Origin of the sequence: Rhizobium sp. BIGb0125 (assembly GCF_024810055.1) — a bacterium.
Taxonomy (GTDB): domain Bacteria; phylum Pseudomonadota; class Alphaproteobacteria; order Rhizobiales; family Rhizobiaceae; genus Agrobacterium.
In genome coordinates this window covers 674,765-697,483 of sequence record NZ_JANUDV010000001.1, presented here as the reverse complement: position 1 = coordinate 697,483, position 22,719 = coordinate 674,765, and the positions used below count along the sequence as shown (strand labels likewise).

Below are 22,719 nucleotides of genomic sequence, written 5' to 3'. Positions count from 1 at the left end.
ATGCTTCGGAAATGTTGATGGCCATAAGGGGCAATTTCCATAACGGGACAAACGCGTGACGACTGAAATCTTGGACCGAATTTTTGCCCCAACACAATCGAATCTTGACCGAAGGCAGTCTTCTATGTCGCGTGGCACCGACGCCATCTTCAATCGTTTCCCGCTGATAATTCATCAAAAATCATCAATTGCGACTGTGTATCCTTACGGCAGCGTGATTGCTTCAGTTCCGGTTCGTTTTGAAAGTATGGCATATGAATATCCCTGACAAACAGGTCAATCTGACCAATTGCGACAAGGAACCAATCCATATACCTGGCTTCGTACAGCCCCATGGTTGTCTGATCGCCTGTGACAAAACCATGCACACCATCATTCGCCACTCGGAAAACTGTGGTGAAATTCTGCGTGAAACTGAGAACCTGAACGGCAAACCGATTGAAAGCATTCTGGGCGATCAGGCGGTGCATGATCTACGCAACGCGCTGACCATTATGAACCGCAGCGAAAGACCGGCAGTACTGCCGGGCGTCAAAATCAAAGATGGCCTGATTTTCGACATTTCCGTGCATCGGCACAAATCTACTACAATCATCGAACTGGAGCCGGCCAGCGATGAAGTCCATCCCTTGCACTTGGCACAGCGGATGATCGAGCGGATCAAGTCGCTCAATAACATCGAAATATTTGTAGAGCGGGCCGCCAAGCTGGTAAAAGCCACGCTCGGTTATGACCGCGTAATGATCTACCGTTTTGAAGACGACGGCGCGGGCAAAGTCATCTCCGAGGCGAAAGAACGCGAGCTGGAAAGTTTTCTTGGGCAATATTTCCCCGCCAGCGACATTCCCCAGCAGGCTCGCGCGCTTTACCTGAAAAACACCTTGCGCATCATCTCCAATGCCAACGGCGATCGGGTTGCGATAAACCCGGTTCTTGATGCTTCCGGAGAACCGCTCGATCTCTCATTTGCCCATTTGCGCAGCGTTTCGCCCATTCACCTGGAATACCTGCGTAACATGGGCGTGTCGGCCTCCATGTCGATCTCCATCATTGTTGATGGTGTGCTCTGGGGCCTTATTGCCTGCCACCACTACTCGCCTCGCATGCTGTCGCTGCCAGGTCGCATCGCTGCAGAAATGTTTGGTGAGTTTTTCTCCCTGCATCTCCAGGCCCTGAAACAGAAGCGCAAACTGGACACTGCTAATCAGGCACATGCTGCACTAGATACGTTTTTGCGTATTGCAGCCCACCACACGGATATTGAGCAACTTCTCGTCGAGAGTTTCCATGACTTCACCCGGTTGATGCCATGTGATGGCGTTGGGCTTTGGTTGAAGGGCAAGTGGTACAGCCAGGGCTCTACACCGCCAGAAGATGCGATCCCGGGGCTTATCATGTTCACGACCTCAATGGTCGAAGGCGCCAAAATCTGGGCAGGTCATTGCCTCTCGCAACAGCATCCGGAAGCAGCAGCGTACAGCGATGTTGCCGCCGGAATGCTTGCCATCCCGTTGTCGCAGGTCGAAGAAAAATATCTGCTGTTTTTCCGCAAGGAATTGATCCAGACTTTGAACTGGGGAGGAAATCCGGATAAATCCTATGAAACAGGTCCTTTGGGCGACCGCCTGACCCCGCGCAAGAGCTTCGCCATCTGGAAAGAAACAGTGGAAATGCAGGCGCAACCGTGGACCGAAGCCGACCGGCAGATTGCCGAAGCCGCACGTGTTGCACTGATGGAAATCGCCTTTCACCATAGCGAACTGATGGCAGGCGAGCGCAAACGCGCCGAGGTGCGTCAGCGCATGCTGAACGAGGAGCTGAACCACCGCGTCAAAAACGTGCTGGCGATTATCAAGTCACTGGTGGGCAATCCGAAACAGCAAGGGCGCACACTGGAGGACTACATCACCTCGCTGAAAGGTCGTATACAGGCACTGTCATTCGCCCATGACCAGATCATTCGTGGTGATGGCGGTGGTGCCCTCAAAGACCTTCTGGACGCCGAGCTGACACCGCATAGCGCTGGTGAAGGCACAATCAGCCTGGACGGCCCGCATATCATTCTCGATTCGCGCGCCTTCTCCGTCATGGCGCTGGTCCTGCACGAACTTGCCACCAATGCTGCGAAATATGGCGCCCTCGCCCACAGCGGCGGACAATTGTCCGTCAGCTGGAAGCTGAACGAGGTGGGCGACTGCGCTCTGGAATGGCGCGAAGTGCTGCGTACGCCGATGATTGCGCCGTCACGCACGGGGTTTGGCACGGCACTGATCAATCGCAGCATTCCCTACGACCTCGGCGGTAAAAGCACGACGACCTATTTGCTGGATGGTTTGCAGGTGCAGATGCTGCTGCCTGCCCGACACATCTCTTCGTCAAACATCGTCGCTCCGGTTGCGAGCGAAACCAAAAACACTGCCCCATCACACCATCATAAAAAGGGTGAACCGTTGAAAGTGCTCCTCGTTGAAGACCAGATGCTGATTGCTATGGATGTTGAAAATATGCTGGAAGACAATGGTATCTTCGGCGTGGAAACAGCCACATCCTCTGGCATGGCACTGGAAAAGCTGAAAAGCTTCTCACCGGATGTCGCCATTTTGGATATCAATCTTGGCTCGGACACATCCATTCCGGTCGCACAGGAACTCTTGAGACGCAAGATTCCATTCATGTTTGCGACCGGTTATTCTGATAGCCTGGCCGTACCGGCAGAACTGACCAATGTGCCAGTTATCCGAAAACCTTATGATGAAGATGCCCTCATGTCAGAAATTGGCAGACTGTCACAAAAAGCGGAAACTGCCTGAGTGGTCGGATTTTAAGGCACCGGGAAACCACGTTTCACGACATCGGCCTGCGGCACTGCCGCCTTGCCAATCTCATACTGGAACGATGTGACGTTGAAGTTATCGAGGTCTACCTCGCAACGGAATGTGACATCGTACCAGCGGTTGCCAACGTTAAAGGCACCGCCACTCGCATCAAGCACATTGCCGGAAATCAGGCCACCCTTTTCTGAAAAAGGCACAATGCCATCCGGTCCACTGGAGCCAGAGCGTACCTGACGGATCTGCGCCAACGCCTCAATGCTGCACATTTGCACGATGCGGCGTTTGGGTGGCAAATCGCCCAGCATGGAACGCATGCCGGGATTATCAATCACCCGATTTGATAAAAGCTTTTTGGCGCTCTTTAATTTCTTTGGCGCATCGGTCTTCGGTGTCTGTGCTGCCTTTTCCTCTACCGGCTTGTCCTCGACAGGTTTTTCCTCCGGTTTGGCCTCTACCGGCTTTTCAGCAGGTTCGGTTTTGACAGGATCAGGCGGTGCCAACTCACCATCGGCAGCGGTTGGCGGCGGGTTGTCCTCGGCAGCAGCCGAGGCCGTCTCCACTGCGGCATTCTCTACCGGATTCTCGCTTGGCTCGGTTACCGTTTCGGTTGGCTTTTCCTCCAGCTCCGTAGGGTCTTCAGCGACGGAAGCGTCGTCATCGGGACTAGTGCCAGGATTATCCACGACATCGTCCTTCTGAGGCTCAGGGCGGATTGCGATTGCTGGCATTGTGGCCGCTGGCATTTTTTGCGCAGCCTCTTCGGCAGGCGGCGGAGGCGGAGGTGCAGCGGGTTGTTCCGGCTTTTCCGGTTCCTTTTCAGGCTCAGGTGGCGGCGGTGGTGGTTCTGGCTCTGGCGGCACCAGATCGACACTAATGCTTTCAGGCTCCGCCATCTCGGTCGGGAAATCCGGAAACTGCAAAAAGAACGCACCAACAAAAGCAAGGTGCAGTACGACCGATACCGGGATCGTCCATCCTTTTTGCCACCATTGTTTTTCCGGAATCTTCTGCATCACACAACATCAATAATGCAAACAAAGCCAAAGTGCGACGGCATCTCGTACAATATACCGTGCGTTCCACCCATTCGCACTTTGCCTCACATGAGCTTGAAAGCGCGCAACAAAAAACCGGCCACAAGGGCCGGTTTTTCAAAGTGCGATATTTTGCTTTTAGCTATCCAGGAACGAACGCAGCTTGCGCGAACGGCTTGGGTGCTTGAGCTTGCGAAGCGCCTTGGCTTCAATCTGACGAATACGTTCGCGTGTCACCGAGAACTGCTGACCAACCTCTTCCAGAGTGTGGTCGGTGTTCATGCCGATGCCGAAACGCATACGCAGAACGCGCTCTTCACGGGGGGTCAGGGACGCCAGAACGCGCGTGGTTGTTTCACGCAGGTTGGCCTGAATGGCAGCATCGATAGGCAGAAGCGCGTTCTTGTCTTCGATGAAGTCACCCAGATGCGAATCTTCTTCGTCACCCACTGGCGTTTCGAGCGAAATCGGCTCCTTGGCGATCTTCAGAACCTTGCGCACCTTTTCAAGCGGCATGGCCAGCTTTTCAGCCAGTTCTTCCGGTGTCGGCTCGCGACCAATTTCATGCAGCATCTGGCGCGATGTACGAACGATCTTGTTGATCGTTTCGATCATGTGCACCGGAATACGGATGGTACGTGCCTGGTCCGCAATCGAGCGGGTGATAGCCTGGCGAATCCACCATGTCGCATAGGTCGAGAACTTGTAACCACGACGATATTCGAACTTGTCCACCGCCTTCATCAAGCCGATGTTGCCTTCCTGAATAAGGTCGAGGAACTGCAGACCACGGTTTGTGTACTTCTTGGCGATGGAAATAACGAGACGCAGGTTGGCCTCAACCATTTCCTTCTTGGCGATACGCGCTTCGCGTTCACCCTTCTGCACCATCGACACAATGCGGCGGAACTCGGCAATGGAAATGCCGGTTTCGGTGGCCAGATTCTGGATTTCGAGACGGATATCGCGGATTGTCTGGTTCTCTTCGCGTGCGAAGTCCTTCCAGCCCTTGGCAACAAGGTTGGCAATCGACTTCATCCAGTTCGGATCAAGTTCGGCACCGTGATACTGCTCAAGGAAGCTGTCACGCTTCACGCCGTAGGATTCAGCCAGACGCAGCAGACGGCCTTCGTTCTGCATCAGACGCTTGGAAATGTCGTAAAGCTGCTCAACGAGGCTGTCGACGCGGTTCTGGTTCAGCGACAGCGACTTAACGGCCGTGATCAACTGATCCTTAAGTTCCTTGTACCGACGCTCCTGCCCGCTGGACAGGGTGCCTGTACAGGCCAGGCGTGCCTCAACCTGCTGGTCCTGAAGCTTGCGCAGCTTCTTGTAGGTGTCAGCAATCGTATCGAGCGTTTCCATGACCTGCGGACGCAGTTCAGCTTCCATCGCAGCAAGAGAAAGGTTCGATTCGTCATCGTCCTCTTCTTCTTCCTCGAGTGGCAGGCCTTCACCGCCGACATTGGTCACATCGTCATCGCTGACGCGTGCACGGCGTGTCTTTTCTTTTTCTTCGGCAGCCTTGCGATCAGCCTCGATCTTTTCAGGGCTCTGGAACTGCGGGGCAGCCTTCGCCTCAGGACCGGAATAGGTCGTTTCGAGGTCGATGATTTCGCGCAGCAGTGTTGTGCCTTCGTTGAGTTCATCGCGCCAGATAATCAGCGCCTGGAACGTCAACGGGCTCTCACAGAGACCGGAGATCATTGTTTCGCGGCCAGCTTCGATGCGCTTGGCAATGGCAATTTCGCCTTCGCGAGACAGAAGCTCTACCGAACCCATTTCGCGCAGATACATGCGCACCGGATCGTCTGTACGATCGGTCGGTTCTTTCTTCTTCGCCGTCGCCAGTGCCGTGCCGCTGGACGTGCTCAGCTCACCGCCTTCGGATTCCTCCGCTTCGGTATCGCCGTCCTCGTCATTATTGCTGGCTTCTTCGGCTTCTTCATCCTCGACAACATTGATGCCCATATCGGACAACATTGCCATCGTGTCTTCGATCTGCTCCGACGTCACCTCTTCGGAAGGCAGAACAGAGTTCAGCTCATCCATCGTGACATAGCCGCGCTTCTTTGCGGCCTTGATCATTTTTTTGACCGCGTCATCGGAAAGATCGAGAAGCGGACCGTCCGTCGCACCGTCGCGTTCGTTTTCTGCTTCTTCGTTTTCTTTGACTTTGGTTGCCATCTATCTCGTCGCTTTCCCTGACGCTAACATGCCGTTCGCTCCAAACCTGTTGCCTTGGTAGGCATCAGGTGTGAAGCGAATCACTGTCACACACCTAACGGAATGATATTTAATTGCCGATTAACCACGACGGCCGTCAGCGTCAAACAATGCGTTCGCATGCAGAAGTGCTCGCTAATGCCGTTCTGATCCACCAAGGGCCATTCCACCTTATTTACCTGAATTGGTGATTCCCGCTATTTCTCATCCAGTCAAGCCTTTCCGGCACAACAGACCACGAAAAGTCAAAAAAGCCGATAATAACAAGGCATTTTACGGGCAGTCACCGACTTATCCACTATTTAGGAAACAGAAGGGTTAAAACAAGCCCCAGAGAAGAACTCAAGGCCTATCTCTTATCAACTGCGTCCAAATGCCGGTCCTTTCACCCGTCCGGACATCACACCGAAACCATCAATAATCGCTTCCTGGTTCTCCATTCGGGTGATTTCGAGCTGAACCTCATTAAGCGCCCGCATCAATTGAACAACGCGATCACCATCGCCCGCTTCGGTTGCTTCGGCAATCTCACGCTGTTGTTCTATTTTCTGCCAACGCAGCACTTTGGTGCGTTTATGCAAGGCCAGCGCCTGATTATAGCCTTCGCGCGCATCTTCCGGCGCAGCATCGACGGTCGCCGTCCAAAGACGCGCGTTGCGAACCTGCTGCTCCATCGCCTTCAGCAACACACCGAAGCCTTGGCCCTCCAGCCGCTCCATCATGCCTTCGCGTGACAGGCGCTCGGCACTTTCAGCCGCGTAGGTCAAAACCTGCGACCAAAGCCGCTGCAAATCACGGTTTTCATAATCAATGGCGGCAATCTCGTCATATTCCTCCAGCAGCAGCACTGGATGATTGACAATGGTAATGGCCAGCACGCTTTCGCGCAGCGCAGGCGTTGCCTGATATCCCTTGACCAGGCCTGACTGCACAAGGCGGTCGGAGAAGCTGGAAGACGCCGCACCGCCACGTCCTGCACCACCAGCCCCAGCAGCACGCCCGCCAGCACCTGCACGTGGCTGTGCGCCATTACGGCGCATCTGCCCACCCTGCGATGGGCCACGCTGGAACTGCGGCTGGAAAAAGCCGTTCAACCGGTCGCGCATGTCCTGCTGGTAGTGACGACGCACGCTTTCATCTGCAATGACAGTCACGATCTGTTTCAGGCGATTTTCAAGTTCGGCCCGCTTTTCCGGCGTATCGAAGCTCATGGCTGCCGTCTCACGGCTCCAGATCATCGCCGCCAGCGGCTTGGCTTCAGCCATGACGCGGTCGAAAGGTGCCCGCCCCTCATGACGCACCAAATCATCCGGGTCCTTGCCATCGGGCAACAGTGCGAAACTGACCGAACGTCCCGGCTTGATATGCGGCAACGCCAAATCTGCAGCGCGGTTGGCAGCGCGAATACCCGCACCATCACCATCAAAGCACAACACCGGCTGCGGCGACATTTTCCAGAGAAGTTCAAGCTGATTTTCAGTCAACGCAGTGCCAAGCGGTGCAACGGCATTTTCAATACCGGCCTGATGCAACGCGATAACGTCCATATACCCTTCGACGGCAATGACCGTTCCACCGGACTGTTGTCCCGGTGTCTGGCTGGCGCGCCTGGCTCTGGCGAAATTGTAAAGCACATTGCCCTTGTGAAAGAGCTCGGTCTCATTGGAGTTCAGGTATTTGGCCAAGGCATCCTGCGACATGGCACGACCACCAAAGGCAATCACCTTCTCGCGTGATGACAGGATCGGGAACATGATGCGATCGCGAAACCGGTCATAGGACACCGGCACGTTTTCATGCACCACCAGGCCGCAGGCCTCCATCTGATCCTTGCCGACACCTTTGCCAGCCAGATATTCCTTCAATGTATTGCGCCCTTCCGGGGCAAAACCCAGTCGAAAGGTCTCGATGGTGCGACCTGTCAGTCCGCGGTCGCGCAGATAGGCTCTCGCCTTGGCACCAGCTGCGGTCTGCAACTGGTCCTGAAAGAATACGGTCGCCATTTCCATGACGTCCTGCAGTGAGGCTCGCTCACGCTCGCGCCGCTCAGCCTGCACATCCGGCTGCGGCATGGCAACACCTGCCATATCGGCAATCTGTTGCACGGCTTCTGGGAAATTGAGACCATCCAGATCGGTCAGAAAACGGAAATGGTCACCGGACACGCCACAACCAAAGCAGTGGTAGCGGCCCTTGCGGTCCTCGCAGTGGAAGCTTGGGCTTTTTTCACCATGGAACGGGCAGCAGGCCCAGAAGTCACCGCGCGACGGATTGCTCTTCTTCCTGTCCCACGTCACGCGCCGCCCGATAACATCAGAGATGTTAACGCGGTCACGTATTTCATCGAGAAAGGAATTCGAAAAGCGCATCTGAAACCTCGGCAAGCCTTCCATATAAGCGCGTCAAAGACATTATATCAACAATGGCGAAAGGTAATGCCCACTATTCACAGGGGGGATACATTTCCTTCGGACCAAGGGAAATTACGGTGCAGATTTCCTTGGGTAGAGACGCTGCTGGAAGGAAATAAAAAAAGGCAGGGCACACACCCTGCCTTCCACAATAACATTTTTGGCTGAAATTACTTCAGCAAATCCTTGACCATGCCGGATGCCTTGGCAAAATCGATCTGGCCCGGATATTTTTCCTTCAGCACGTTCATGCACTTGCCCATGTCACGCAGACCGGCTGCACCGGTTTCGCTGATCACAGACTGGCAAAGCTCACGCACTTTTTCTTCCGGAATCTGCTCCGGCATGAAACCGCGAATAACCGCGATTTCCTCACGCTCCTGCGTAGCAAGCTCGGGACGGTTGGCGCCATCATAAATGGTGGCAGACTCGTCACGCTGCTTGATCATCTTGGTGAGGATCTGCATGATTTCGTCATCCGAGACCGGGTCTTTGCCAACACCACGGTTGGCGATATCACGGTCCTTGATCGCCGTCTGGATAAGCCGGATGGTGCCAGTGCGGCGCGCATCTCTTGCCTTCAGCGATTCTTTCAGCTCATTTGCGAAAATATCGCGCATCATGGTCTCAATTCTCCTTCGAAAAGCGTTGTTTTGCCTGTCTCGTCAGGCCGCTTTTCCGTGTTATTTTTGGCGTTCTCTTAGACGAGCGAACAACACCCCGCAAATCAATTACACAACCCGTTGAATTTCATGGGCTTTAATTCCACGTAATCCACAAGGCTATGGTTGACCGCCAGCGTCGCTTTGTCTATTTTCCGGCACCTGCACGAGATTTTAATCAAGGGTACTGTCGCGAGGATTTCGCGCGCCCTTGCCTGCGACCAGAGATGGCCCTTGATCCGTCACCTTTCAAGAGGTGAGCGGTTGCGCGAGGGCGGAAACGGAACGGATATGACCGCAACAACTCCATGGACCACCCGCAAACCAACTGCCATGCTCGTTCTTGCCGACGGCACAGTCATTGAAGGCTTCGGCATCGGCGCAACTGGCAAGGTTCAGGCCGAAGTCTGCTTCAACACGGCACTGACCGGTTACGAGGAAATCCTCACCGATCCGTCCTACCTTGGCCAGATTGTTACGTTCACCTTCCCGCATATCGGCAACGTTGGTACCAATGATGAAGACATCGAAGACCTGACACCGGCGGCACGCCGCGGTGCGGTTGGCGTTATCTTCAAGGCCGACATCACCGACCCATCCAACTACCGCGCCGCCAAGCACCTCGATGCATGGCTGAAGGCCCGTGGCATCATCGGCCTGTGCGGCATCGACACACGCGCACTGACTGCATGGATCCGTGAAAACGGTGCACCAAACGCCGTCATCGCCCACGACCCGAACGGCGTTTTCGATATCGACGCGCTGAAGACTGAAGCCAAGGCATGGAGCGGTCTGGTCGGTCTCGACCTCGCCATTGAAGCCACATCCGGTCAGTCTTCCGTCTGGACCGAGACACCTTGGGTATGGAACGAAGGTTACGGCACGCTCGGCGAAGCTGATGCCAAGTACCACGTCGTCTGCGTTGACTTCGGCGTAAAGCGTAACATCCTGCGCCTGTTTGCCGGCCTTGACTGCAAGGTCACTGTCGTTCCTGCCAAGACCTCTGCCGAAGACATTCTGGCTCTGAAGCCCGACGGTGTGTTCCTGTCCAACGGTCCTGGCGACCCGGCTGCGACCGGAGAATATGCCGTTCCTGTCATTCAGGATTTGATCAAGTCCGAGCTGCCGCTTTTCGGCATCTGCCTCGGCCACCAGATGCTTGGTCTGGCGCTTGGTGCAAAGACTGAAAAGATGCATCAGGGCCACCACGGCGCCAACCACCCGGTCAAGGACTTTACCACCGGCAAGGTGGAAATCGTGTCCATGAACCACGGCTTTGCAGTCGACACGAAGTCGCTGCCGGAAGGCGTTGAAGAGACTCATATTTCGCTGTTCGACGGCACAAACTGCGGCCTGCGCGTTGTTGGCAAGCCGGTGTTCTCGGTACAGCACCACCCGGAAGCATCCCCTGGCCCGCAGGACAGCCACTACCTGTTCCGCCGCTTCGTCAATCTCGTTCGCGAGAAAAAGGGTGAAGCCGCTCTGGCAGAGCGTTGATACGACTCTCTAAAAATCAACAGATATAAAAAAGGCCCGCGTCACGCGGGCCTTTCTTTATGTAGCATTTCAAAAATGTCTCAGATGGCAATGGCCTGTTTCTGCCGCTGCACCAGCGCGATGAAACGCCATGACAGGGTAATGGAAGCTACGGTCAGGCCAACAAGAATGCCGTACCAAACGCCCTCGCCGCCAAGCCCCAGCGGGAAACCGAGAACCCAGGCCAACAGGAAGCCGACCGGCCAATAGGAAATCAGCGCCATGATCATTGGCACGCGTGCATCTTTCAGGCCGCGCAGAAGGCCGCTGGCAATTGCCTGCAACCCATCCATCAGCTGGAAAATACCGGCAATGATCACCAGCTTCGCCGCATAGTCGAGAACCGCCGGTACATTCGGCAGGTGTTCATTGAGGAACCAGCGGCTGAGATATTGCGGTGCTGCGGCAAACAGAACGCCGCCGGCAATGGCAATGATGCAGGCCAGTGCACTGACCATGATCGCTGCTCGAACCAGATTGGGATAGTCCCCCTGCCCGTAAGCAATACCGACCCGCACCGTTGCTGCCTGCGACAGACCAAGCGGGATCATGAAGGCAATCGAGGCCAGTTGCAGCGCGATACCGTGGGCAGCAAGCTCTGTTGTTCCGATCTGTCCCATCAAAATGGACGCGGCACTGAACAGCGACACCTCGGCCAGAATGGTGACGCTGATTGGCAAACCAAGACGCAGCACTTCAAGCAGCGCCTGCCAGTCCGGCCGCCAGAAACGAACAAAGACCTCGTATTGACGCATTTCCTCGCGGCTTTGCACAAACGCAGCCAAGCAGACGAAGCTGAGGGTCTGCACGATGACGGCGACGATTGCGGCACCGTTCATGCCAAGCGCAGGAAAGCCGAAATGCCCGAGCACCAGACCGTAAGCGAGGATACCATTCACCACGAGCGTCAGGATGGTGATGTAAAGAACGACGCTGGCCTTGCCGACGGCGCTGACCAGACCACGCATCACGTAAAACAACAGACCCGGCAGAAGACCGTACTTGGTGATGCCGAGATAATCCCCCGCCAGCCTTGCCACTTCGGCATTCTGACCGAAACCAAGCAGGATACGCTCTGCATTCATGAAGAATGGCAGCACCAAAAGCCAGTAGACGATGGCAACCCACATGCCCATGCGCAGCGAGCGGCGCGTCGAGCGTACGTCACCGCGACCGAAAGCCTGCGCAATCATTGGCACAACGGCAATCGAGAAACCGGAGCCGAAGATAAACAGCACAAAGAAGAACTGTCCGGCCAGAACCATGGCTGCCAGTTTTTCAGCGCCAAGCTGACCGACAATCACCATATCCGTCGTGTGAATGCCCAACTGCGCGAGCTGCGCGCCAATCAATGGGATACCCAGCGCAAGCGTGGCTCTCAGATGGGATGACCAGGATTGCGCGCCGGTTTGAACACTGCCTGAAACAACGGACGAGGACATGCGGCACCTTCTCAAAATAAAAGCCGCTTCCACGGAAACGGGAAACGGCGTTGGCCTAATCCATAAAATATTCGGCGTACCGATGCAACCAAGCAATGCAAATGCACAAAAAAATGGCAAAAATCAAAACGACAAGCAGTCTTGAGTGTTCGCAAATAATTTCACGCTACAGTCAAACTACATTTACAGTTTTGAAATAACGCAAAAGCTAAAACAGCCACATATAACTGGCCCGCATGATGCGTGTATACAACGCCGTTACCCGGCATGATTGTCTCGCCCTCCGAATTCGGTCCGTTCATCCGGCCAAAAGTCGCGAATACCTATAAGGGAAGCTGCGCTTGTCTATTAAATCTAGCCTTATGACGCGCATTATTATCGCTGCGTCGCTCGTTGTCGTGACGGCTTTTGCCGGTTTTTCCGTCTATATCGACGCGCTGCAACGGGAAGCCACGACGACTTCCGTTGCCCGCAACATTGACGCCGCCGGCAAACAGGCGGCGCAAAGCATCGCCAACTGGCTGAACGGCCGCGTGATGTTGACCGATGTCGTCACCAAAGCCATGGCCAAAGCACCGGACGAAGATGCCAAGCTGAACGTGCTGCAAAATGATGTCCTGACCGGCCAGTTCATGTCGACCTATTTTGGCGACAGCGCGACCGGCGTGTTCACCACATGGCCGAGATTGCCTTTGCCAGAAGGATATGATCCACGGACCCGCCCATGGTACCAGGATGCCGTGAAAGCGCAGAAGACCGTGCTGACAGAGCCATATTCCGACGCCTCAACAGGCGGCCTGATTATCACTGCCGCCTCGCCTGTCATGATCAACGGCCAATTGGCTGGTGTGACCGGCAGCGACTTCTCGCTTAACTCGCTGGTGACGATGATCAAGTCGGTTGAAGTCGGCACCGACGGTTACGCCTTCCTGGTCAGCAAGGATGGCAAGATACTCATTCACCCGGACGCGAACTTCGTCAACAAGACGCTGACCGACCTGTTCCCGACAGCAACGCCAAGTATTGCCTCAACAATCACTGAAACGGCAATCGACGGCAAAGCCAAGCTCACCAGCTTCATTCCAGTCACCGGCCTGCCGTCTGTTGAATGGTATGTCGGCTTTGTTGTGGATAGCGGCGTTGCTTACGCCTCGATTTCACAGTTCCGTGTCGCCGCAATCATTGCCACCACGCTTGCAGTTATCGGCATGATCGGTTTCCTCGCCTTCCTGCTTGGCCGACTGGTGATCACGCCGGTGACACAGATGACCGCTGCCATGCAGAACCTGGCCTCCGGCCACCTGTCCATCACCATTCCCGGTCAGGATCGCACCGACCAGATCGGTTCGATGGCCGCAGCCGTTGCCGTGTTCCGGACCAACGCACTGGAAAGACAGCGCCTGGAAACCGAAGCCTCTGAATCCCGTTCACTGTCCGAACAGGAACGCGACCAGCGCGAAAGAACTGCAGCCAAGGACAGTGCCGACATTCAGTTTGCCGTTGATGCACTGGCAAAGGGCCTTGAACATCTCTCCAATGGCGATCTGCAATACCGCATTTCGACACCATTCGTTGCGCGTGTTGACCGTCTGCGTGAAGACTTCAACAACTCCATCACCAAGCTCAACGATGCTCTGACCAATGTTGGCCAGAATGCCCGCGCCATCGATGCCGGTGCAACGGAAATCCGCCACTCGGCCGATGACCTTGCCCGCCGCACCGAACAGCAGGCAGCGTCTGTTGAACAAACCGCAGCCGCCCTTGAGGAAATTACAACCACCGTCAAGGATGCTGCCCAGCGCGCCGAAGAAGTTGGAAAACTGGTTGACCGCACCCGCAACAATGCTGAACAGTCCGGCCACGTCGTTAATGACGCCGTGCGCGCCATGGAAGGCATCGAACATTCGTCGACCGAGATTTCCAAGATCATCGGCGTCATCGACGAGATTGCCTTCCAGACCAACCTGCTGGCACTGAACGCCGGCGTGGAAGCCGCCCGTGCCGGGGAAGCCGGTAAGGGTTTTGCGGTGGTTGCGCAGGAAGTTCGTGAACTGGCGCAGCGCTCTGCGACGGCCGCGAAGGAAATCAAGGCGCTGATCAGCACCTCGACCGCTCAGGTACAGGAAGGTGTGACGCTGGTTGATAATGCCGGCAAGGCACTGGAAGCCATCGTTACGCAGGTGCAGGAAATCAACCTCCATATCAATGCGATTGTCATTGCCACCCGCGAACAATCGACCGGCCTGTCGGAAATCAACACCGCCATCAACACCATCGACCAGGGCACACAGCAGAATGCCGCCATGGTCGAAGAACAGACCGCCGCCAGCCACGGCCTTGCCTCGGAAGCGGCATCGCTCAATGAGCTGTTGGCGCAGTTCAGACTGGGCATGCAGCAGACACAACACAAGTCTTACAGCCGCGCAGCCTGATCAGACAAAACGTGGCCGCCCAAAGCGGCCACGTCCTTCTTTTTATGCGCTCTCCTACCCTCGTCTCAAAGATCATGACCGGGAGCTGCAAAGCCTCCAAACTGCACTTGCCGAACCCTAAAAAAGCCGACACCTTGCCAGACGACATAGAGAGTCGGGAGAGCGGGAATGTCGGAGATTATTTGGCGCGGCGTGGTCATGGGCATAGGCGGAACCATCCTCATGGATATCTGGGCCATTATTCTCCATTTCGTCTTCAAGCAGCCCGCTCCGAATTGGGGACCTCCCGGTCGCTGGTTCTGGCACCTGCCCAAGGGCAAGGTTTTTCACGACAGCATCGCCAATGCGACACCTTACAAAAACGAAGTGGCACTTGGCTGGTTTATGCATTACGCCATTGGCGTTCTCTATGGCATCCTTCTGGCGTTGGTCGTGACACCACTATGGTTTGCTGAGCCACACTTCATCCAGCCGTGGATCGTCGGCATCGTGACCGTTGGTGCTGGCTGGTTTCTGCTTCAACCGGGCCTGGGCCTGGGATGGGCAGCCTCCAAAACTCCAAACCCGACCAAAGTGCGCGTGTTGAACCTTGTTGCGCATACTATTTTTGCGCTCGGCATGTTTTTGTCAGCGCTGCTGCTTGCCGGTTAATTGGCTCTCTGGCCCGTCAAACTGAACCGGATATGCCAGTTCAGTTGTTTTACGCGATCATCCCGTCGACACCTATGACTTCAGTGCAACTCAGGTGACACCTCACGAGTTTGCAGCAAAATGCGTGTCTGCACGGGAGGATAAAATGGAACTGACATTCACGGTGTCCGCCAGAATATCAAAACCGGTTCATGAGGTTTTCGAGGCAGTTGCCGATCCAAAGAAATTGTCCGGTTATTTCACAACCGGTGGCGCCAAGGGCAGGCTTGAAACCGGCACCACCGTCAGCTGGGATTTCCAAGATTTTCCCGGCGCATTTCCCGTTGAGGTCATCATGGCCGAGCAGGACAGGCAAATAATCCTGCAATGGCAGGCCAATGAAGAAGGCGTCGACGAGGCGGGCAGTTACAACACCACGGTGACAATCAGCTTTGAACCGATCGGTGATGACAGGACGCTTGTCAGCATTACCGAAAACGGCTGGCGAGAAACGCCAGCCGGGTTGAAAGCATCCTATGGGAACTGTCAGGGCTGGTCGCAAATGCTGTGCGCCCTGAAGGCCTACCTGGAATACCGCATCAATCTGCGCGAAGGCATGTATAAATGACCGTCAGATATCGGTGTTGAACGTATCACAGTCAGCAACGCGACCAGTGTCGTAACCACGCTTGAACCATGTCATGCGCTGTTGCGACGTGCCGTGGTTGAAACTGTCGGGCACAACATAACCTTGCGACTGCTTTTGCAGTGTATCGTCACCGATCTGATGGGCAGCATTGAGCGCTTCTTCGAGGTCGCCGGTATCGAGAATACCTTCCTGCTCGGTGAATTTTGCCCAGATGCCGGCGTAGCAATCGGCCTGCAACTCAACCCGCACCGACATGCGATTGGCGTCCACCTGGCTCATCGACTGACGACGACGGTTGAACTCCGGCAACACACCGGTAAGGTTCTGCACGTGATGGCCGACCTCATGTGCAATCACATAGGCCTGCGCAAAGTCGCCGGCAGCGCCAAAGCGCTGGTCCAGTTCACGGAAGAATGTCGTATCGAGATAGACCTTGCGATCCCCCGGGCAATAGAACGGACCAGTTGCCGCAGACGCATATCCACAGGCCGAAGACACCTGACCGGAAAACAGCACCAGTGTCGGTTCCTGATAGGTCTGACCCGCAGACTTGAAAATGCCGCTCCAGGTATTTTCGGTTTCAGCCAACACAACGCGGACAAAGGCCGTGGTGTCGTCGGTGGAATTGCCTTGTGGACGAGTGCCTGTCTGCTGCGTTGAGCTATCCCCCATCATGCCCTCACCGCCAGACAGCAGGGTAAGCGGGTTGATGCCGAGAAACCAGCTGACGAGAAGGATGACCAGAAGGCCGCCTATACCGATTCCACCACCAGTGCGCCTGCCGCCCGAAGGAATTCGAAACCCGGTGCGGCTGAAAGGATCATTGCCCAAACCGCCCCGACCTGCTGACATATCACGTTTGTCTTCGACGTTGTCAGACTGACGGCGCCCTTTCCATTCCATGGTCGTTTATCTCCCGACAGAAAATAACGCTAATATATGTCTTGTGTTGTATCAGCGAATTGAGATCATGGAAATGAAGTTGCTCCATGAAATGCATGTCAGATATGCGAATGCATATTTCCTGTCGATTTTTAAACTTTCGGGGTTCCGTTCGTTAAAACATTTGCCTATAAGCCGCTTCTAGCCTGAAAATATTTGAAATTGCGCGCCCCGGCCGGTGAACCTTCACCATGGCCGTTTTTTGCGCAACACGAGAAGCGGAACGAGAGCCATGCCGAAGCGCCAAGATATCAAGTCCATCCTAATTATCGGCGCGGGACCGATTGTTATCGGTCAGGCTTGCGAATTTGACTATTCCGGCACGCAGGCGTGTAAAGCGCTGAAAGAGGAAGGCTACCGCGTCATCCTCGTCAACTCCAACCCGGCAACGATCATGACGGATCCGGGTCTTGCAGACGCCACTTACGTTGAGCCAATCACTCCCGAAGTCGTGGCCAAGATCATCGCCAAGGAGCGCCCCGACGCGCTTCTGCCGACCATGGGTGGTCAAACGGCTCTCAACACCGCGCTCTCTCTCAAGCGCATGGGTGTTCTGGACCGCTACAACGTCGAAATGATCGGCGCAAAGCCTGAGGCAATCGACAAGGCTGAAGACCGCGCCCTGTTCCGCGAAGCCATGGCAAAGATCGGCCTTGAAACACCGCGCTCGATGCTGGCCAATGCCACCGAGATCAAGGACGCCGACCGCAAGAAACACGAAGCTGCCCGTGCAGAACTGAAGGCCAAGCTTTCCGGATCTGATCTGGACAAGGCACTCGACGATCTGGAAAACCAGTGGAACCTGGGCGAAACAGATCGCAAGCAGCGCTACATCAGCCACGCAATGGCCATTGCCGCACAGGCAATTGATGTTGTTGGCCTGCCCGCCATCATTCGCCCATCCTTCACTATGGGCGGCACCGGCGGCGGTATTGCTTATAACCGCTCGGAATTCTTTGAGATCATCGGCGGCGGTCTCGATGCATCGCCAACCACTGAAGTGCTGATCGAAGAATCCGTACTCGGCTGGAAAGAATATGAAATGGAAGTGGTCCGCGACAAGGCGGACAATTGCATCATCATCTGCTCGATTGAAAACATCGACCCGATGGGCGTTCACACCGGCGATAGCATCACCGTGGCTCCAGCCCTGACGCTGACGGACAAGGAATACCAGATGATGCGCAATGCATCGATCGCGGTATTGCGCGAAATCGGTGTGGAAACAGGCGGCTCTAACGTTCAGTTCGCGGTTAACCCGAAGGATGGCCGCCTCGTCGTCATCGAAATGAACCCACGCGTGTCGCGTTCGTCTGCGCTGGCCTCCAAGGCCACCGGCTTCCCGATCGCCAAGGTCGCTGCAAAGCTCGCCATCGGTTACACGCTGGACGAACTGGACAACGACATCACCGGTGGTGCGACCCCGGCCTCGTTCGAACCATCGATCGACTACGTCGTCACCAAGATCCCGCGCTTTGCCTTTGAAAAGTTCCCAGGCGCGTCGCCAATCCTCACCACGGCCATGAAGTCGGTTGGTGAAGTCATGGCGATCGGCCGTACATTTGCAGAATCGCTGCAGAAGGCGCTGCGCGGCATGGAAACCGGCCTGACGGGTCTCGATGAAATCGAAATTCCGGGCTACGAAGAAGGCGAAGGCTCCAAGAACGCTATTCGCGCCGCTATTGGCACACCGACACCGGATCGTCTGCGCATGGTTGCCCAGGCTCTGCGTATGGGCATGTCCGAAGAAGAAGTGCACGAAAACAGCAAGATCGACCCATGGTTCATCGCGCAGTTCAAGGCGATCGTCGACACCGAGGCCCGCATCCGCGAACATGGTCTGCCGACCGACGCTGAAAACCTGCGCGCGGTGAAGGCCATGGGCTTCTCCGACGCGCGTCTTGCCAGCCTGACCAACAAGCGTCCAAAGGAAGTTGCCGAGCTTCGCAACAGCCTCAACGTACGCCCGGTCTTCAAGCGCATCGACACCTGCGCTGCTGAATTCGCTTCGCCAACCGCATACATGTATTCGACCTACGAAGCGCCATTCGTTGGTGCACTGCGCTCGGAAGCAGAAGTGTCCGACCGCAAGAAGGTCGTCATCCTCGGTGGCGGTCCTAACCGTATCGGTCAGGGCATTGAATTCGACTATTGCTGCTGCCATGCCGCCTTCGCACTGAAGGATGCAGGCTTTGAAGCCATCATGATCAACTGCAACCCGGAAACCGTGTCGACCGACTATGACACCTCCGACCGTCTGTATTTCGAGCCGCTGACTGCGGAAGACGTGATCGAAATCATGCGCGCCGAGCAGGAAAAAGGTGAATTGGTTGGCGTTATCGTGCAGTTCGGCGGCCAGACGCCGCTGAAGCTGGCTGAAGCGCTCGAAAAGAACGGTATCCCGATCCTCGGCACAGCGCCTGACATGATCGACCTTGCAGAAGACCGTGACCGCTTCCAGAAGCTGTTGATGAAGCTGGACCTCGCCCAGCCAAACAACGGTATCGCTTACTCGGTTGAGCAGGCGCGTCTGGTTGCCTCTGAAATCGGCTTCCCGCTGGTTGTTCGTCCATCCTACGTTCTGGGTGGCCGCGCCATGCAGATCATTCATTCGGAAAGCCAGTTGCAGGCCTACCTGCTCGACACGGTTCCAGGCCTCGTACCTGAAGACATCAAGCAGCGTTACCCGAACGACAAGACCGGCCAGATCAACACGCTGCTCGGCAAGAACCCGCTATTGTTCGATAGCTACCTGACCAACGCGGTTGAAGTGGACGTGGATGCACTGTGCGATGGCGAAAACGTCTTCGTATCGGGCATCATGGAGCATATCGAAGAAGCCGGCATCCACTCCGGTGACTCCGCCTGCTCGCTGCCAGTTCGTTCGCTGTCGAACGAAATCGTTGACGAGCTGGAACGTCAGACCACGGCTCTTGCCAAGGCATTGAATGTTGGCGGCCTGATGAACGTGCAATACGCCATCAAGGACGGCACGATCTACGTTCTCGAAGTCAACCCACGCGCATCGCGTACCGTGCCATTCGTTGCCAAGACCATCGGCGCACCGATTGCCAAGATCGCGGCCCGCGTCATGACCGGCGAAAAGCTTGATGCAGCGATTGCGGCTTACGGCGAAAAACCAGATCCACGCAACCTGAAGCACATTGCCGTCAAGGAAGCCGTCTTCCCGTTTGCTCGTTTCCCTGGCGTCGACATTCTGCTCGGACCGGAAATGCGCTCGACCGGTGAAGTCATCGGCCTCGACACCGACTTCGCACTGGCCTTTGCCAAGGCGCAGCTTGGTGCTGGTGTGGATCTGCCTCGCTCAGGCGCCGTGTTCGTATCGGTTCGTGACGAAGACAAGGAACGTGTTCTGCCAGCCATCCGCATTCTCGTGGAAATTGGCTTCAAGGTTCTCGCAACCGGCGGCACCCAGCGCTTCCTCGCAGAACAGGGTATTGAAGCCGAAAAGATCAACAAGGTTCAGGAAGGTCGTCCGCACATCGAAGACGCCATCCGTAACCGTCAGGTCCAGCTGGTCATCAACACCACCGACAGCAACAAGGCGATCTCCGACTCGAAGTCGCTGCGTCGCGCAACGCTGATGCAGAAGGTGCCTTACTACACCACTATGGCTGGTGCAGAGGCCGCAGCCCTCGCCATCAAGGCGCTGAAGGCCGGCAACCTCGAAGTCAGACCGCTGCAAAGCTACTTCTGATCCTTTGTGATACCATCAACCGGCCAACAGCAATGTTGGCCGGTTTTCTTTTGCCCGCAATTTGAAAACCGATGAGTGCGAGGATCGACATGACCAACAAGATGGAAGTTCTGAACGAACGCCTGTTCAGCGTGGATCGCGACACCCTATTTCGCGCCTTCGCAGACACCGAGTTGTTGTCGCTTTGGTGGGGACCAGATGGTTTTACCAACCGCATCGGCAAATTCGATTTCAGACCCGGCGGCACATGGCAGATTACCATGACGGCCTCCAACGGTACCGACTTCCACAATATATCGACGTTCCGGGAAATCACGGTGCCCGAGCGTATTGTCTTTGAACATCACGAGCCAATCCACGTCTACACCATGGAAATAGACTTCACAGAGCAGATCGGCGGCACCCAGCTCAACTGGCGTATGTTGTTTGATGCGACAGAAGAAAACCTCGAGTTGAAGAAGTTCATTGCCGCTGCCAATGAACAGAATTTCGACCGGCTGGAAAATCTTTTGCTGCAGATTTCGCAAGATCAATAATCTCCATGATATCGTCACAGCCTTGCAGCCGGATTGAACGGGCGAAGGTCTAGCCCGAGTTTGATACTTGCCAATTTTGCAATTTCAGGAAAATCTCTCGCCAATGCGGGAGGAACGACATGACGGACACACCATCAGTGCAGGATCACGCCAGCAAGCGTGAATGGATCGGCCTCTGTGTCCTGTCGATTGCCTGCCTGATCTATTCCATGGATCTGTCGGTGCTGTTTCTGGCAATGCCGGCAATCGTCGCAGACCTTGATCCGAATGCCAGTGAGCTGCTGTGGATCAACGATATCTATGGCTTCATGGTCGCTGGTTTTCTGGTGACCATGGGCACATTGGGCGATCGGATCGGTCGTCGCAAACTGCTGCTGATCGGCGCATTTGCATTTGGTGTGGCCTCAGCGCTGGCCGCCTTTTCCGACACAGCCCAACAGTTGATCATATCGCGGGCGCTGCAGGGCATTGCCGGTGCCACAGTTGCGCCATCCACCCTGTCGCTCATCGTCAATATCTTCAAGAACGAGGCCGAACGAAACCGCGCCATCAGCATCTGGGGATCTGCATTTGCACTTGGCGGCCTGATAGGGCCGCTGATTGGCGGTTTGCTGTTGGAGTATTTTCATTGGGGGTCAGTATTTCTGATCAACATCCCGGTGATGTTGTTTCTACTGATCATCGCACCGTTCATTTTACCGGAATACAAGAGCGATGAGGCGGAAGGCATTGATCTGCCTAGCGTTCTTTTATCACTCGCAACCGTGCTGCCAATCATCTACGGTTTCAAACACATGGCGGCAGATGGTTTTGCACTCATCCAGTTGTTGCCCGTCGCAATTGGCCTGTTGGTTGGCGTGTTTTTTATCCGCCGTCAACAACGCCTTAGCCACCCGCTGATTGATCTCAAACTGTTCCGCATTCCGGCGTTTACAGCATCATTAATGGTCAATCTGGCTGGCGTCTTCTTTGTATTCGGCACGTTCCTTTATCAAAATTTGTTCCTGCAGCTGGTCATCGGCCTCACACCGTTGCAGGCAGCCCTGTGGTCTATTCCTTCGGCATCAGTTTTCACCATCATGTCGTTTCAGGCGTATCGCTTCACCAACCATTTCGGCCCGGTCAAAACCGTGTTGATGGGTCTAATGGTCAATGTTGTCGGCACCACAGTCATGGCTATTGCCGCCTATTATGAAAGTCTGCTCGGCATCCTGTTTGCCAGCATGTTGATCGGCCTCGGTTTCGTGCCTGTCATTCTCACCACCACCGGGTTGATCGTTGGCACAGCGCCGCCGGAGCGTGCCGGGTCAGCATCGGCCATTTCCGAAACCAGCTCTGAATTTGGTGGTGCTTTAGGCGTTGCATTGCTTGGCAGTCTCGGCACCGTGTTTTACCGCATGACAATGTCAGGCGTTGATCTGACCGGGCTTGACCAAACGCAAGCAACAGCCGTGTCGGCAACACTTGCAGGAGCCGTGGAAACGGCAAAGGCTCTCGGCGGCACAGCCGATCCGTCTTGGCTGGAACCCGCCAAGCAGGGTTTCTCAACCGGCTTTGCCGCCTGCTGTCTTCTCGCGTCCGTAATCTTGCTCCTGCTGGCCGTTATTGCGCGAAAGGTCTATGCCAAGGCCCATATCGATGAAAGTGCTGTCGGTTCGCATTGAGCG

At 55.4% G+C, this 22,719-nt stretch carries 15 protein-coding genes; 9 read left to right on the top strand and 6 right to left on the bottom strand.

The features are described from left to right. Positions 1-55: 55 nt before the first annotated feature. Entirely contained in the window at positions 56-268 is a 213-nt protein-coding gene (locus M2418_RS03145; protein ID WP_259144063.1) for a hypothetical protein, read from the top strand. Beyond that, a complete protein-coding gene (locus tag M2418_RS03140) occupies positions 255-2,810 on the top strand; it encodes an HWE histidine kinase domain-containing protein (protein WP_259144061.1) in 2,556 nt (851 codons plus the stop codon). Before M2418_RS03145 ends, M2418_RS03140 begins: the two co-directional genes overlap by 14 nt. 11 nt (positions 2,811-2,821) lie before the next feature. Here the strand turns inward: M2418_RS03140 and M2418_RS03135 are convergent, their stop codons facing one another. From M2418_RS03135 to M2418_RS03120, 4 genes are all read right to left on the bottom strand, one after another. Next, positions 2,822-3,847, bottom strand: a complete 1,026-nt coding sequence (locus M2418_RS03135) for a DUF930 domain-containing protein (protein WP_259144052.1) — start codon at positions 3,845-3,847, stop codon at positions 2,822-2,824. 159 nt (positions 3,848-4,006) lie between these two features. Then, positions 4,007-6,055 (bottom strand): RNA polymerase sigma factor RpoD, encoded by a 2,049-nt coding sequence (gene rpoD / locus M2418_RS03130; RefSeq protein ID WP_192488459.1) that lies wholly within the window; start codon positions 6,053-6,055, stop codon positions 4,007-4,009. Positions 6,056-6,453: 398 nt separating this feature from the next. Continuing rightward, positions 6,454-8,463 (bottom strand): DNA primase, encoded by a 2,010-nt coding sequence (gene dnaG / locus M2418_RS03125; protein WP_250981923.1) that lies wholly within the window; start codon positions 8,461-8,463, stop codon positions 6,454-6,456. A 212-nt stretch (positions 8,464-8,675) separates the two neighbouring features. Beyond that, a complete protein-coding gene (locus M2418_RS03120) occupies positions 8,676-9,125 on the bottom strand; it encodes a GatB/YqeY domain-containing protein (RefSeq protein WP_259144865.1) in 450 nt (149 codons plus the stop codon). 333 nt (positions 9,126-9,458) lie between these two features. On the opposite strand from M2418_RS03120, the gene carA reads away from it, so the two are divergent. Then, complete coding sequence (gene carA / locus M2418_RS03115; protein ID WP_250981924.1) at positions 9,459-10,664, top strand: glutamine-hydrolyzing carbamoyl-phosphate synthase small subunit; 1,206 nt, start codon at positions 9,459-9,461, stop codon at positions 10,662-10,664. Positions 10,665-10,744: 80 nt separating this feature from the next. On the opposite strand, the gene M2418_RS03110 is transcribed toward carA, so the two are convergent. Then, on the bottom strand, positions 10,745-12,145 hold the full coding sequence (locus tag M2418_RS03110) for an MATE family efflux transporter (protein ID WP_259144016.1): 1,401 nt from the start codon (positions 12,143-12,145) through the stop codon (positions 10,745-10,747). 341 nt (positions 12,146-12,486) lie between these two features. Here M2418_RS03110 and M2418_RS03105 point away from each other — a divergent pair, with 341 nt between their 5' ends. From M2418_RS03105 to M2418_RS03095, 3 genes are all read left to right on the top strand, one after another. After that, entirely contained in the window at positions 12,487-14,577 is a 2,091-nt protein-coding gene (locus tag M2418_RS03105) for a methyl-accepting chemotaxis protein (protein WP_310503172.1), read from the top strand. Between the two features lie 168 nt (positions 14,578-14,745). Further along, positions 14,746-15,228 carry a DUF2938 domain-containing protein gene (locus M2418_RS03100; protein ID WP_259144014.1) on the top strand — a complete coding sequence of 161 codons (483 nt, stop codon included), beginning with the start codon at positions 14,746-14,748 and terminating at the stop codon, positions 15,226-15,228. Positions 15,229-15,373: 145 nt separating this feature from the next. After that, entirely contained in the window at positions 15,374-15,835 is a 462-nt protein-coding gene (locus M2418_RS03095) for an SRPBCC family protein (protein ID WP_259144012.1), read from the top strand. A gap of 3 nt (positions 15,836-15,838) precedes the next feature. Here M2418_RS03095 and M2418_RS03090 read toward each other — a convergent pair whose 3' ends face one another. Then, positions 15,839-16,759: a neutral zinc metallopeptidase gene (locus tag M2418_RS03090; RefSeq protein WP_259144011.1), complete on the bottom strand. Its 921-nt coding sequence runs from the start codon at positions 16,757-16,759 to the stop codon at positions 15,839-15,841. A gap of 271 nt (positions 16,760-17,030) precedes the next feature. Between M2418_RS03090 and carB the strand changes: the two genes are divergently transcribed. The 3 genes from carB (at position 17,031) to M2418_RS03075 (ending at position 22,716) form a co-directional block, all read left to right on the top strand. Then, positions 17,031-20,516: a carbamoyl-phosphate synthase large subunit gene (gene carB / locus M2418_RS03085; RefSeq protein WP_259144009.1), complete on the top strand. Its 3,486-nt coding sequence runs from the start codon at positions 17,031-17,033 to the stop codon at positions 20,514-20,516. Between the two features lie 89 nt (positions 20,517-20,605). Beyond that, complete coding sequence (locus M2418_RS03080; RefSeq protein WP_259143989.1) at positions 20,606-21,052, top strand: SRPBCC domain-containing protein; 447 nt, start codon at positions 20,606-20,608, stop codon at positions 21,050-21,052. Between the two features lie 119 nt (positions 21,053-21,171). Further along, positions 21,172-22,716, top strand: a complete 1,545-nt coding sequence (locus M2418_RS03075) for an MFS transporter (protein ID WP_259143987.1) — start codon at positions 21,172-21,174, stop codon at positions 22,714-22,716. The last annotated feature ends 3 nt before the right edge of the window (positions 22,717-22,719 follow it).